Source organism: Pseudomonas sp. H2_A10 (assembly GCF_054680085.1).
In genome coordinates this window covers 3502562-3516488 of the sequence record NZ_CP162821.1, presented here as the reverse complement: position 1 = coordinate 3516488, position 13927 = coordinate 3502562, and the positions used below count along the sequence as shown (strand labels likewise).

The 13927-nt window shown below is 61.6% G+C and carries 11 protein-coding genes, 1 pseudogene and 1 riboswitch; of the genes and pseudogenes, 8 read left to right on the top strand and 4 right to left on the bottom strand.

Annotation, left to right across the window (positions count from 1 at the left end):
• Positions 1–9: 9 nt before the first annotated feature.
• A riboswitch (cobalamin riboswitch) is annotated at positions 10–214 on the top strand.
• 97 nt (positions 215–311) lie between these two features.
• The 4 genes from AB4O23_RS16420 (at position 312) to cobM (ending at position 2422) form a co-directional block, all read left to right on the top strand.
• On the top strand, positions 312–500 hold the full coding sequence (locus AB4O23_RS16420) for a CbtB domain-containing protein (protein WP_017528553.1): 189 nt from the start codon (positions 312–314) through the stop codon (positions 498–500).
• Between the two features lie 11 nt (positions 501–511).
• Positions 512–1216 (top strand): CbtA family protein, encoded by a 705-nt coding sequence (locus AB4O23_RS16415; RefSeq protein WP_460060002.1) that lies wholly within the window; start codon positions 512–514, stop codon positions 1214–1216.
• Complete coding sequence (locus AB4O23_RS16410; protein WP_065878870.1) at positions 1213–1605, top strand: cobalamin biosynthesis protein; 393 nt, start codon at positions 1213–1215, stop codon at positions 1603–1605. Before AB4O23_RS16415 ends, AB4O23_RS16410 begins: the two co-directional genes overlap by 4 nt.
• 70 nt (positions 1606–1675) lie before the next feature.
• Positions 1676–2422 carry a precorrin-4 C(11)-methyltransferase gene (gene cobM / locus AB4O23_RS16405; RefSeq protein ID WP_017528556.1) on the top strand — a complete coding sequence of 249 codons (747 nt, stop codon included), beginning with the start codon at positions 1676–1678 and terminating at the stop codon, positions 2420–2422.
• A gap of 176 nt (positions 2423–2598) precedes the next feature.
• Here cobM and nfuA read toward each other — a convergent pair whose 3' ends face one another.
• Both nfuA and AB4O23_RS16395 read right to left on the bottom strand, forming a co-directional pair.
• Positions 2599–3183 (bottom strand): Fe-S biogenesis protein NfuA, encoded by a 585-nt coding sequence (nfuA, locus tag AB4O23_RS16400; RefSeq protein ID WP_017528557.1) that lies wholly within the window; start codon positions 3181–3183, stop codon positions 2599–2601.
• A 94-nt stretch (positions 3184–3277) separates the two neighbouring features.
• A pseudogene (locus tag AB4O23_RS16395) lies at positions 3278–5570 on the bottom strand (fatty acid cis/trans isomerase).
• Positions 5571–5735: 165 nt separating this feature from the next.
• Between AB4O23_RS16395 and metH the strand changes: the two are divergent.
• Together metH and AB4O23_RS16385 are read left to right on the top strand one after the other, a co-directional pair.
• A complete protein-coding gene (gene metH / locus AB4O23_RS16390; protein WP_135196818.1) occupies positions 5736–9446 on the top strand; it encodes a methionine synthase in 3711 nt (1236 codons plus the stop codon).
• A gap of 52 nt (positions 9447–9498) precedes the next feature.
• Entirely contained in the window at positions 9499–9717 is a 219-nt protein-coding gene (locus AB4O23_RS16385; protein WP_065878864.1) for a DUF2970 domain-containing protein, read from the top strand.
• Positions 9718–9734: 17 nt separating this feature from the next.
• On the opposite strand, the gene AB4O23_RS16380 is transcribed toward AB4O23_RS16385, so the two are convergent.
• Complete coding sequence (locus AB4O23_RS16380) at positions 9735–10814, bottom strand: ABC transporter substrate-binding protein (RefSeq protein ID WP_460069509.1); 1080 nt, start codon at positions 10812–10814, stop codon at positions 9735–9737.
• Between the two features lie 422 nt (positions 10815–11236).
• On the opposite strand from AB4O23_RS16380, the gene AB4O23_RS16375 reads away from it, so the two are divergent.
• A complete protein-coding gene (locus AB4O23_RS16375) occupies positions 11237–12895 on the top strand; it encodes a nitrite/sulfite reductase (protein WP_065878862.1) in 1659 nt (552 codons plus the stop codon).
• Positions 12879–13373 (top strand): DUF934 domain-containing protein, encoded by a 495-nt coding sequence (locus AB4O23_RS16370; RefSeq protein WP_017528563.1) that lies wholly within the window; start codon positions 12879–12881, stop codon positions 13371–13373. The genes AB4O23_RS16375 and AB4O23_RS16370 overlap by 17 nt, the downstream gene beginning before the upstream one ends.
• Positions 13374–13487: 114 nt before the next feature.
• Here AB4O23_RS16370 and AB4O23_RS16365 read toward each other — a convergent pair whose 3' ends face one another.
• Positions 13488–13898, bottom strand: coding sequence for a MerR family transcriptional regulator (locus tag AB4O23_RS16365; RefSeq protein ID WP_017528564.1), 411 nt, complete (start codon positions 13896–13898; stop codon positions 13488–13490).
• Positions 13899–13927: the final 29 nt, after the last annotated feature.

Sequence of the window (13927 nt, the reverse complement as noted above, 5' to 3'; positions counted from 1 at the left end):
GCATGCTTTCCTACAAGCCTTGTTTCGGGTGCCCTTCACAGGGTGAAACGGGAAACCGGTACGTCATATCCGTATGGCAAGTCCGGTGCTGCCCCCGCAACGGTAAGCGAGCGAAGCGTCAGATCCACTGTGCCTGTACGGCATGGGAAGGCGATGCTTTCTAGACCCAGTGTCCCTCGCAAGCCCGGAGACCGGCCCGAAAACTTCAGATAACAAACCCGCGGTGGGCGGGCGCTGTTCAGAACCCTGTGGGCCTGGCTCGCGGGGTTTTCATGCGCTCGTTTCACCCTGACACCTGAAAGGGACGCGCCATGTCGATCATCAGCAGCACCTCGCACACCGCCAGCAGCACCTCCACCCTGAGCCAACGCCTGAGCGCCGCTATCGGCGCGTCGATCCTCGGTGCGTGCCTGGTGTATTTCGCCGGTTTCTCGCACATTGAGGCGGTGCACAACGCTGCCCACGATACCCGCCACAGCGCCGCGTTCCCGTGCCATTGAGACCTGCCGACATGATCAAGCGTATTGCGCAAACCGCAGGGTTCAGCGGCCTGTTGGCCGCCCTGCTGCTGACCCTGCTGCAAAGCTTCTGGGTTGCCCCGCTGATTCTGCAGGGGGAAACCTTTGAAAAAGCCCCGGCCGCCACAGAGGTTGTGCATGAGCACGCCGCCGGCGCTGCCGCGCACACCCATGACGCCGAAGCCTGGGAGCCGGAAGACGGCTGGCAGCGCGTGCTCTCGACCACGGGCGCCAACCTGGTGGTAGCCGTCGGTTTTGCGCTGATGCTGGCTGGCCTTTACACCTTGCGCACGCCGACTCGCACCGCCCAGGGCCTGCTGTGGGGCCTGGCGGGTTACGCGACCTTTGTGCTGGCGCCAACCCTCGGCCTGCCACCGGAGTTGCCGGGCACTGCCGCCGCTGACTTGGCGCTACGCCAGGCATGGTGGATCGGCACCGCCGCCTCTACTGCCGCCGGTATTGCGCTGATCGTTTTCGGCCGCAATGGGCTGCTCAAAGTGCTGGGCGCAGCCATCCTCGCGGTGCCGCACATACTCGGCGCGCCGCAGCCGCTAGTGCATTCAATGCTCGCGCCGCAAGCCCTGGAGGCGCAGTTCAAGATCGCCTCGCAGCTGACCAATATGGCGTTCTGGCTGGCCCTGGGCCTGATCAGCGCCTGGCTGTTCCGTCGCAACCGCGATGATCGCTACTCGGCATGACCTACGTGGTCGGCCTGGGCTGCCAGCGCGGTTGTGATGCAGCCACCCTGTTGAGCCTGTTTGATGCGGCCCTCGCCGAGGGCGGCATCGAGCGTCACCGTGTCACGGCACTGGCCAGCATCGACCGTAAACAAAACGAGCCGGGGCTACTCGCCCTGGCCCGATGGCTCGACCTGCCCTTGCGGTGCTTCAGCGCCGGGCAACTGGCCGTTTATGAAGCGCGGCTGAGCCATAAATCCGCAGTTGCCTTCGCCCATACCGGCTGTTACGGCATCGCCGAAAGCGCCGCCCTGGCCCTGGCCGAACAGCTCTGCGGCGGCCCTGCCCGCTTGTTGATCACCCGCCGGAAAACCGCCCAGGCCACCTTTGCGTTGGCCTGCGCCGGCTAAAATCCCGATAATCGCGCTTTCCGATCATGAGCATCCTTCATGCTCGCCCGTTTTTCGACAGGAACTCTCCATGACCGTCTACTTCATCGGCGCCGGCCCCGGCGACCCGGAATTGATTACCATCAAGGGCCAACGGTTGATCCGCAGTTGCCCGGTGATCATTTACGCCGGCTCCCTGGTGCCCGCAGCGGTATTGGACGGCCATCAGGCGGAACAGGTGGTCAACAGCGCCGAATTGCACCTGGAGCAAATCATCGACCTGATCAAGGCCGCCCATGCCAAAGGCCAGGACGTGGCACGTGTGCATTCCGGCGACCCGAGCCTGTACGGCGCGATTGGCGAGCAAATCCGCCAGTTGCGCGAATGGGACATTCCCTTCCAGATCATCCCCGGCGTCACCGCAGTGGCGGCCTGCGCTGCGTTGCTGGAGGCCGAACTGACCCTGCCGGACATCGCCCAAAGCGTGATCCTGACGCGCTACGCCGATAAAACCAGCATGCCGGTCGGCGAAGACTTCGACAGCCTGGCCCGCCACGGCACGACCATGGCGATTCACCTGGGGGTCAATCATCTGGAAAAGATCGTCACCGAGCTGTTGCCGCATTACGGCGCGGATTGCCCGATTGCCGTGGTGCACCGCGCGACGTGGCCGGACCAGGATTGGGCGGTCGGCACGCTCGCTGATATCGCCGGCAAAGTCGCCGCCAAGGGCTTTCGGCGCACGGCGCTGATTGTGGTGGGTCGGGTGCTGGCCAATGACAGTTTCAGCGAGTCATCGCTGTATCGGGCTGGGCATGCGCATCTTTATCGACCTTAGCTTTTTTACCAGATGCGTGTATCAGCCAGCGGTCGAGGCGACTGAGGCACCGCTATCGGAAGCAAGCCCCACACCTAATCTTCCGTCTGAGATAAACAACGTAACCCACTGAATTAAAAGTATAAAAAACGGCGCTCACGGGGCGCCGTTTTTTATTTTCGCAGTGAACGCCTTACTCAGTAGTAGGCGTTTTCTTTCTGCGTATGGTCGGTCACGTCACGTACACCCTTGAGCTCCGGAATACGCTCGAGCAAGGTGCGCTCGATGCCTTCACGCAAGGTCACGTCGGCCTGGCCGCAGCCTTGGCAGCCGCCGCCGAACTTGAGGACAGCGATGCCGTCTTCGACGACGTCGATCAAGCTGACCTGGCCGCCGTGGCTGGCAAGCCCCGGGTTGATCTCGGTCTGCAGGTAGTAGTTGATGCGCTCGTTGACCGGGCTGTCGGCGTTGACATTCGGCACCTTGGCGTTGGGCGCCTTGATGGTCAACTGGCCGCCCATACGGTCGGTGGCGTAGTCGACCACGGCGTCATCAAGGAAGGCTTCGCTGAAGCTGTCGATGTACGCGGTGAAGCTTTTCAGCCCCAGGGCGGTGTCTTCAGGCTTCTCTTCACCAGGCTTGCAGTAGGCAATGCAGGTCTCGGCGTACTGGGTGCCGGGCTGGGTGATGAAGACGCGGATACCGATTCCTGGGGTGTTCTGCTTGGACAGCAGGTCGGCCAGGTAATCGTGGGCGGCGTCGGTAATGGTTATGGCAGTCATGGAAACTCCTCACAGGCTTGCCGGCAGTTTACGCCAAAATATTACGCAGGTACAAAGTCCGAGTATTTTTGTCGGAAAAGCGTCGACCTGCCTGTCAGAGGTTTTCATAACGATTCATGTCCAACACCCCCTCTTCCACAGGCGTTGTCTCGCGGATGTACTGCGACAAATCATGGAAATACTGCCAGAACAGCGGATGGCTGCGGCGCACGCCCCAACGATCAACGATGGCTTCGAACTGCTTGGCGTCCTTGGCCTGTTCCATCTGCGCAACGAATGCAGGCACTTCCCGGGCCGGGATATTGAACATGAAGTTGGGGTAGCTGCTGAGCACGCCCGGGTAAACGGTCAAGGTATCCAGGCCCGACTGATAGCGATAGGCCTCACCCAGCAGGAACGCCACGTTACTGTGGGCACGGTTGCGCAGCAGGCTGTAGACCATGCGCTGGCCGCTGGCGGTCTCGATACGCAACATCGTCGCTTCGGGCAATTGATCGATCACCTTGAGCCCCGCCGCCGGGCGCGAGGTCAGGCGACTGAGGGCCTGTTCCACATCCTGCAACGTCGCGGAGATACCGTTGCGTGAGCAATAGGCGCCCGCGCAACGGTTGATCGGGTCCGGGCTGGCATTCAAATCGCCGTAACGGGTGAGCAACTGGTTGGCAAAGTCGCGCTTGGGGTCTTTTTCATCCAGGTGCAGACCGCTCGGCTTGTCGTCGTCGATGGCTTCGTAGTCCAGCCAGAGTTTGATCTTGCCGCTGTTCTGGTACCAGTCGTCCATAAACCCGTCGCGGGTGTCGGCAGGCATCAGGCGCAGGAAGTTCTGCTCCGCGCCGTTGCGGATCAGGTCGAAGTACAGGCGGGTCTGGGCCTGGTGCGAGACGTTGCCGAACACATCGAAATTCACCGCCAACTGATAATAGGTGCGCTCCAACAGGGGGTAATCGAATAACCACATCGTCTGCGGCACTTCGCCGATCAGGCCCTTGGTCACCGACGCGCTGTCAAAGTGACGGAAGATGCTCAGCAAGGCATTGTCGTTACCCGCCCACAGGCTTGACCAGCTCGGCGGTGGCAAATCGGCGTAACTGTCGCGGCGCAGCGCTTCATATTCGTTGCGCTTGTCGCGGTAGAGCCAGCCACAGGCTCAGCACGCTGCCCACGTCGTCGTTTTGCCCCGGCATGGCCAACAACGGCGTCGCCTGGCCGCGATACCGCGCATCGGTGATATACAAATCATGGTCAGGGTCTTGGAACAGCGCCCAGAAATTGTCGCGGATCACGTCCGTGGCGATCTGCCCCCGGCACACCGGCCCGCGAATGAAGGTGCGCACGAAATATTCGGCGTTATCCAGCATGAACTGGTAACGGGCCTTGGCCGGGATAGCTTCGAACGTGTCGAACGGGTTGGCCCGACGCCCCGGCCCATAGCCCGGCAAGGCGCTGACCTGCCAGTTGCCGGCGTAGAACAGCGCCTTGATGCGCGCCATCTTCTGCGCACTGAACGGGTAAGTGATGTGGGTTTTATGCACGATCACGCCCTGCACCGGCCACAGGCGGTAATACACGCGGGTGCCGGGGTCGTCATTCGGACGGCGGGTATTGATCAAGTCGATCGGCTGCCCGCTTGGCGTACGCGAGCGCACCCACTGGAAGAAATGCCCCGGCTCGCCGCCCTCAAAGTAGAGATGGGCGAGAAACAAATGCTCGTACAGCCAGCGCGCCACCAGGCTTTCACGGGCGCCTGGCTGGTTGAACAGGTTTTCCCACTGCTGCACTTGCAAGGCTTCGCTGGCACTCGGCGCCAGGCCCTGTTCATCGATGGGCGCGCCGGAGGCCAGCCAGCGTTGCAGGGTTTGATATTGCTGGTCAGTCAGGCCGGTGACCGCCAACGGCATGCCTTCTTTGGGATGGCTGCCGGCGTAGGCGTTGAACTCGGCGGGCATGGCGCACGTGTTTTCGCGATTCAAGCCCAGCACGATGTCTTCGGGCAGCTTGGCGTTGGGTTGCAACGGCGCGTTATGGCCCAACTCCAGCATGCGCGCCATCAGCGCGGCCTGGCTGCCCTGGGCGTCGAGCACCGAATAAAAGCCCTTCTGCCGCCACGCCTGTTTGCCGAAGGCGTCATAGAACAAACGGGTAGTCGGCGTGGCCTGGCTACGCTCGCCGTCGTACACCGGGACTTTGCTCGCGCCGCGCGCCGCCCCTTCGGCGCTGCCCAGGTTGAGCTGGCAGGCGGAGTCGTAGCAGGCGTGACAGGCCACGCACTTTTCGGTGAAGATCGGTTGGATATCGCGGGTGTAGGAGATCGCCGGCGCGGGACCTTCAGCCTGGGCAGCGCTGGCAATCAAGGCCAGGAAGGCGCTGACGATAAGACGAAGTGACATGTATCCGGTCCCGATCAATACGTGCGGTAAAAAAGTGGCGGTGATTCTACCGGGCCATGACTCCGCCCAACATGAGCGATATTCATGCAAAACCCGCACATGCCGCAAATCCGCACAGGTTTGCTATGATCCACCCCCTCCGTAATGCCTGACCAGAGTAGTCCCATGTCCGATCGTAGCGCTCGTCTGCAAGCCCTTCACCACGCCCTCAAGGAACGCATCCTGATCCTCGACGGCGGCATGGGCACGATGATCCAGAGCTATAAACTGGAAGAGCACGATTACCGTGGCAAACGCTTCGCCGACTGGCCGAGCGACGTCAAGGGTAACAACGACCTGCTGGTGATCACCCGTCCGGACGTGATCGGCGGCATCGAGAAGGCTTATCTGGATGCCGGCGCCGACATCCTCGAAACCAACACCTTCAATGCCACGCGCATTTCCATGGCCGACTACGGCATGGAAGAGCTGGCCTACGAGCTGAACGTCGAAGGCGCACGCCTGGCACGCAAGATCGCCGACGCCAAGACCGCCGAGAACCCGGCCAAGCCACGCTTCGTCGCCGGCGTGCTCGGCCCGACCAGCCGTACCTGCTCGCTGTCGCCGGATGTGAACAACCCCGGCTACCGCAACGTGACCTTCGATGAGCTGGTGGAAAACTACACCGAAGCCACCAAAGGCCTGATCGAAGGCGGCGCCGACCTGATCCTGATCGAGACCATCTTCGACACCCTCAATGCCAAGGCTGCGATCTTCGCCGTGCAAGGGGTGTTTGAAGCACTGGGCATCGAACTGCCGATCATGATCTCCGGCACCATCACCGACGCCTCCGGCCGTACGCTGTCGGGCCAGACCACCGAAGCGTTCTGGAACTCCGTGGCCCACGCCAAGCCGATCTCGGTCGGTTTGAACTGCGCACTCGGCGCCAGCGAACTGCGCCCTTATCTGGAAGAGCTGTCCAACAAGGCCAACACTCACGTCTCGGCGCACCCCAACGCCGGCCTGCCCAACGAATTCGGCGAGTACGACGAACTGCCGTCGCAAACCGCCAAGGTCATCGAAGAGTTCGCCCAGAGCGGCTTCCTGAACATTGTCGGCGGCTGCTGCGGCACCACCCCAGGCCACATCGAAGCCATCGCCAAGGCCGTGGCCGGTTATGCCCCGCGCCCGATCCCGGACATTCCCAAGGCCTGCCGCCTGTCGGGCCTGGAGCCGTTCACCATCGATCGCAGCTCGCTGTTCGTCAACGTCGGCGAGCGCACCAACATCACCGGTTCCGCCAAGTTCGCCCGCCTGATTCGCGAGGACAACTACACCGAAGCCCTGGAAGTCGCGCTGCAGCAGGTTGAAGCCGGCGCCCAGGTGATCGACATCAACATGGACGAGGGCATGCTCGATTCGAAGAAGGCCATGGTGACCTTCCTCAATCTGATCGCCGGCGAGCCGGATATCTCCCGCGTGCCGATCATGATCGACTCCTCCAAGTGGGACGTGATCGAAGCCGGCCTCAAGTGCATCCAGGGCAAGGGCATCGTCAACTCCATCAGCATGAAGGAAGGCGTGGAGCAGTTCATTCACCATGCCAAGCTGTGCAAGCGCTACGGCGCCGCGGTGGTGGTGATGGCCTTCGACGAAGCCGGCCAGGCCGACACCGAAGCACGCAAGAAAGAGATCTGCAAACGCTCCTACGACATCCTGGTGAATGAAGTCGGCTTCCCGCCGGAAGACATCATCTTCGACCCGAACATTTTTGCGGTCGCCACAGGCATCGAGGAGCACAACAACTACGCCGTCGACTTCATCAACGCTTGCGCCTATATCCGTGACGAACTGCCGTACGCGCTGACCTCGGGCGGCGTGTCCAACGTGTCGTTCTCGTTCCGCGGCAACAACCCGGTGCGCGAGGCGATCCACTCGGTGTTCCTGCTGTACGCCATTCGCAACGGCCTGACCATGGGCATCGTCAACGCCGGCCAGCTGGAGATCTACGACCAGATCCCGGCCGAGCTGCGCGACGCGGTGGAAGACGTGGTGCTCAACCGCACCCCGGACGGCACCGACGCCCTGCTCGCCATCGCCGACAAGTACAAGGGCGACGGCAGCGTCAAGGAAGCCGAAACCGAAGAATGGCGTGGCTGGCCGGTGAACAAGCGCCTGGAACACGCGCTGGTCAAGGGCATCACCACGCATATCGTCGAGGACACCGAGGAGTCGCGGCTGTCGTTCGCGCGCCCGATCGAAGTGATCGAAGGTCCGCTGATGTCCGGCATGAACATCGTCGGCGACCTGTTCGGCGCCGGCAAAATGTTCCTGCCGCAGGTGGTCAAATCCGCCCGTGTCATGAAACAGGCCGTGGCCCATCTGATCCCGTTCATCGAACTGGAAAAAGGCGACAAGCCGCAGGCCAAGGGCAAAATCCTGATGGCCACGGTAAAGGGTGACGTACACGACATCGGCAAGAACATCGTCGGCGTGGTGCTCGGTTGCAACGGTTATGACATCGTCGATTTGGGCGTGATGGTACCGGCAGAGAAGATCCTGCAAGTCGCCAAAGAGCAGAAGTGCGACATTATCGGCCTGTCCGGGCTGATTACGCCGTCCCTGGACGAGATGGTGCACGTGGCCCGTGAGATGCAGCGCCAGGATTTCCACCTGCCGCTGATGATCGGCGGCGCGACCACCTCCAAGGCGCACACGGCGGTGAAGATCGAGCCCAAGTACAGCAACGATGCGGTGATCTACGTCACCGACGCCTCGCGCGCAGTGGGCGTGGCCACGCAGTTGCTGTCCAAGGAACTGAAGGCCGGCTTCGTCGAGAAAACCCGCCTGGAATACATCGACGTACGCGAGCGCACCTCCAACCGCAGCGCCCGCACCGAACGCCTGAGTTACCCGGCGGCCATCGCCAAAAAGCCGCAGTTCGACTGGAGCAGCTATACCCCGGTTGTGCCGACGTTTACCGGCGCCAAGGTGCTGGACAACATCGACCTCAACGTTCTGGCCGAGTACATCGACTGGACACCGTTCTTTATCTCCTGGGACCTGGCCGGTAAATTCCCGCGCATCCTCACTGACGAAGTGGTGGGTGAAGCCGCCACCGCGCTGTATGCCGACGCCCGCGAAATGCTGCGCAAGCTGATCGATGAAAAGCTGATCAGCGCACGTGCCGTGTTCGGTTTCTGGCCGACCAACCAGGTGCGGGACGATGACCTGGAAGTCTACGGTGACGACGGCCAGCCGATTGCCAGGCTGCACCACCTGCGCCAACAGATCATCAAGACCGACGGCAAACCGAACTTCTCCCTGGCCGACTTCGTCGCGCCCAAGGACAGCGGCATCACCGACTACATCGGTGGTTTCATTACCACCGCCGGCATCGGCGCCGAGGCAGTGGCCAAGGCTTACCAGGACGCGGGCGACGACTACAACTCGATCATGGTCAAGGCCCTCGCCGACCGCCTGGCCGAAGCCTGCGCCGAATGGTTGCACCAGCAAGTGCGTAAAGATTACTGGGGCTACGCCAAAGACGAGCAGCTGGATAACGAGGCGCTGATCAAAGAGCAATACAGCGGCATCCGCCCTGCCCCCGGTTACCCGGCGTGTCCGGATCACACCGAGAAGGCCCAGCTGTTCCAATTGCTCGACCCCGAGGCCCGCGAAATGCAGGCCGGTCGCAGCGGTGTGTTCCTGACCGAACACTACGCGATGTTCCCGGCGGCGGCGGTGAGCGGCTGGTACTTCGCCCACCCGCAGGCGCAGTACTTTGCGGTGGGTAAAGTCGACAAAGACCAAGTCACGAGCTACACCGCGCGCAAAGGCCAGGACCTGGCCGTGACCGAGCGCTGGCTGGCGCCCAACCTGGGCTACGACAACTAAGCCCGCCAGGATTGTCTATGCTGTCCCTCACACACCGGGTGTCGAGGGACTTATGGACGATCCAGTCAATAACAAACCGCCTTCCTTCTGGCAGATGCTGCACAGCGTGGTGGCCGCCGCCTTCGGCGTGCAAAGCGGCAAGAACCGCGCCCGCGACTTTACCCACGGCAAGCCCAGCCACTTTGTGATGCTGGGCATTCTATTCACGGGGGTGTTTGCCCTGACGCTATTCGGTATCGTCAAACTGGTGCTGCACCTGGCCGGGGTTTAAGGCACACAGGCGCACGCTTAACGCATCAACAATTCCAAGCCGAACGGGTAACGATAACCCTCGGGCTTGACCTGCGCCGAAAGCGCCTTGAAGTTCACGCGATAGTGGTGTTTGGCCTGGAGTTCAAGCAGCTGTCGCGCCTGGGCCGGGTCTATCAGTTCGAACAGCGCCACCTGCGGTTCGTGGTCCCGATGACGGCGGATATCTATGCCCTTGGCATCATCGTTGATCAGCACCATGGCCCACCCGCCCAGGGTGAAATGCCCGGCGACCAGGCTCGACAAGCGCCCGTCCAGGCGCGCCTGCAGGATCTGCGGCGAGCTGTTGACCGCGCTGAACAGGACGTCCTTGCCCGGCGATCGCCCGCTGTCCTCAAGCGCTTGCATGGCACCCAGCGCCATCTGGTCATTGGCAGACCACACCAGCGTGGTCTGCGGATAGCGCTTGAACAGCTGCGTGGCCTGCTCAAAGGCGCGTTCGCGGGTCCACTCGCCGTAAACCAACTGGCGCAGTCGCACCTGGGGATGTTCGGCCAGCGCCCGGCGCAAGCCCTGCTCGCGCAGCTGCGCGCCCGGCGTGGTCTTGACCCCGGAAAACGCCAACAGGTCGAGGGATTCGCCCGGTGCAATGGGGCCGTGCTGACGCAACAGGTCAACGAGCATCAGGTAGCCGGCCCGTTCGTCATCGGCGACCAGGCTGCCGATCACATCAATGCCGCTTTGGGCGCCCAACAGGTGCGCCTGGTCGGCCGTCAGCGTGCTGTTGACCATCAGCAACTTCACCCCGCTGCCCTGCGCCATGCGCAGGACCTGGGGCGCCACGTATTGCTCATTGACCAGCACCAGGTAATCGGGCCGCCGGCCGCCTTGAAGAGCTTCACGCGCCTGGCTCAAGGTGTTCTGGTTATCGCGCTCGGCATAACGCACACGCAAATCCAGGCCGAGGTCCTTGGCCGCGGCCTGCATGAACTGCGTGTAGCCGACCCAGAAGGTTTCCGTCGACGTGCCTGGGTTGAGAAACACCACCGATGTCGCATGGGCCATCAACCCGAAGGTCGCTCCCCACAACCCCACAGACGCAATCAGAACCTTCAACATGCTGGCTTGAACCTTCAAAAGAAGCCGCCATGATAGTGGCAATGCGGCTGTCAATCGAGGTTCAGGCAACCCTGCTTATTGATGGCTGACCCAGAACACAGCGGTTCCCACTACCAGGATGATCAAGAACAGGATGGCCCAGGCGTCCACGGTACTGTCGGGTTTACGGGCTTTAGTCGGATTGCTCATCGCATCGCCTCTTGTCGGTTTTATAGGTGATTGCACTAAGACACGAGCACAGTAAAGTCCAGGATTGCCCGCATGACAAATGTGGGTATCGCGATAAACCTTCTCATTAGTCATTTTGGTTATGTGCATATACTCAAACATCACTTTTGCGCATAAACGCAAACTGGTATCGTGCGCCGGCTCCGTTGGGAGTGCGCGGCCGTGCGCGCAGATTTGCCGAGAACAGGACCTATATGTACGTATACGACGAATACGATCAGCGCATCATCGAGGACCGCGTCAAGCAGTTCCGTGATCAGACCCGACGCTATCTGGCAGGTGAACTGAGCGAAGAAGAGTTCCGCCCTCTGCGCCTGCAAAATGGCCTTTATGTGCAGCGCTTTGCGCCGATGCTGCGGGTGGCCGTGCCCTACGGCCAGTTGACTTCGCGCCAGACACGCATGATGGCCAAGATTGCCCGCGACTTCGACAAAGGCTACGCCCACATCAGTACCCGCCAGAACGTGCAGTTCAACTGGCCGGCACTGGAAGATGTGCCGGACATCCTGGCTGAGCTGGCGACCGTGCAGATGCACGCCATTCAGACCAGCGGCAACTGCCTGCGTAACGTGACCACCGACCAATTCGCCGGCGTTGCCGCCGACGAACTGATCGACCCGCGCCCGTGGTGCGAAATCGTCCGTCAATGGACCACCTTCCACCCGGAATTCGCCTACCTGCCGCGCAAGTTCAAGATCGCCATCAACGGCTCGACCTCGGACCGTGCGGCCATCGAAGTCCACGACATCGGCCTGGAGCCGGTGTACAACGCCGCAGGCGAACTGGGCTTCCGTGTGCTGGTGGGTGGCGGCCTGGGCCGTACGCCAGTGGTCGGCGCGTTCATCAACGAGTTTCTGCCATGGCCGGACCTGTTGAGCTACCTCGACGCGATCCTGCGGGTCTACAACCGCTACGGCCGTCGCGACAACAAATACAAGGCCCGGATCAAGATCCTGGTCAAGGCGCTGACCCCCGAGGTGTTCGCCCAGAAGGTAGACGCCGAGATGGAACACCTGCGCGGCGGCCAGACCACCCTGACCGAAGCCGAAGTGCATCGCGTCGCCAAGCATTTCGTCGACCCCGAGTACAAGGCCCTGAGCAACCAGGACGCCGAACTCGCCGCGCTCGACCAACAGCACCCAGGCTTTGCCCGCTGGCGTGTGCGCAACACCCTGGCGCACAAAAAGCCGGGCTATGTGGCCGTGACCCTGTCGCTCAAGCCCACCGGCGTCGCCCCTGGCGATATCACCGACAAGCAACTGGACGCCGTGGCCGACCTGGCCGAACGCTACAGCTTCGGCCAACTGCGCACCTCCCACGAGCAGAACATCATCCTGGCAGACGTTGAGCAGAGCCAACTGTTCACCCTGTGGGGCGAACTGCGTGAAGGCGGCTTCGCCACGCCGAACATCGGCCTGCTGACCGACATCATCTGCTGCCCGGGGGGTGATTTCTGCTCCCTGGCCAACGCCAAGTCGATCCCGATCGCCGAATCGATCCAACGCCGTTTCGACGACTTGGACTACCTGTTCGACATCGGCGAGCTGGACCTGAACATCTCCGGTTGCATGAACGCCTGTGGTCACCACCACGTCGGCCACATCGGCATCCTGGGCGTGGACAAGAAAGGCGAAGAATTCTACCAAGTGTCCCTGGGTGGCAGCGCCAGCCGCGACGCGAGCCTGGGCAAGATCCTCGGCCCGTCCTTCGCCCAGGAAGCCATGCCCGAGGTGATCGGCAAACTGATCGATGTGTACATCGAACAGCGCACCGAAGATGAGCGTTTCATCGATACCTACCAGCGCATCGGCATTGACCTGTTCAAGGAGCGCGTCTATGCAGCGAATCATTAAGAACAACGAAGTCGTCGACGAAACCTGGCACCTGCTGCCCAAGGACGCGAGCTTCGACGGTATTTCCAACTGCGACGACCTGATCGTGCCGTTGGCGCTGTGGCGCGAACACGGCCACGCCCTCAAGGCCCGTGACGGTGGCCTGGGTGTGTGGCTGGACGCGGATGAAGAAGCCGAAGAAATCGGTGATGACGTGCAGCACTTCCAAGTCATCGCCCTGAACTTCCCGGCCTTTACCGATGGGCGCAACTACTCCAACGCACGCCTGCTGCGTGACCGCTACGGTTACAAAGGCGAGCTGCGTGCGATTGGCGATGTGCTGCGCGACCAACTGTTTTACCTGCGCCGCTGCGGGTTCGATGCCTTCGCCCTGCGCGCCGACAAAGACCCGTACGAAGCGCTGGAAAGCCTCAAGGACTTCTCGGTGACCTATCAGGCCGCAACGGACGAACCGCTACCACTCTTTCGCCGACGCTGAGTAACAAATGTGCGAGGGGGCTTGCTCCCGATAGCGGTGGTTCAGCTACTTATCCGGTAACTGAAACTCCGTCATCGGGAGCAAGCCCCCTCTCACAGTGCAAACTCCTCACGTTCAGGATGGCGGGTTGATCTTGATCGACGCCAGCACCTGTTTCTGCCCCATGGAGCACGGCACGCCTTCCGGCTGCGCCCGTACCGCTTCGATCACGCCCAGCAATTGCGCCTTGTTGTGCGCCAACTGCGCCTGCATCACTTCGATCTGCGCCACCTTGCGCTCCAATGCCTCAATCAATTCCTCGCGCTTGTGCTCGCCGGGAGCCGGCATCAACGCCTTGAGTTCCTGCAAGGTGAACCCGGCCTGTTGCGCGCTCTGGATCAATTGCAGCGTCTGCAAGGCTTCGGGCGCATAGCGCCGATAACCGTTGGCCTGGCGGCCCACCTGGCTGATCAGCCCTTCGGCTTCATAAAAGCGGATACGCGATGCTGCCAGGCCGCTCTGTTTTGCCAGCTCACCAATATTCATCACAACACCTGCTTGACATTAAAGTTAAC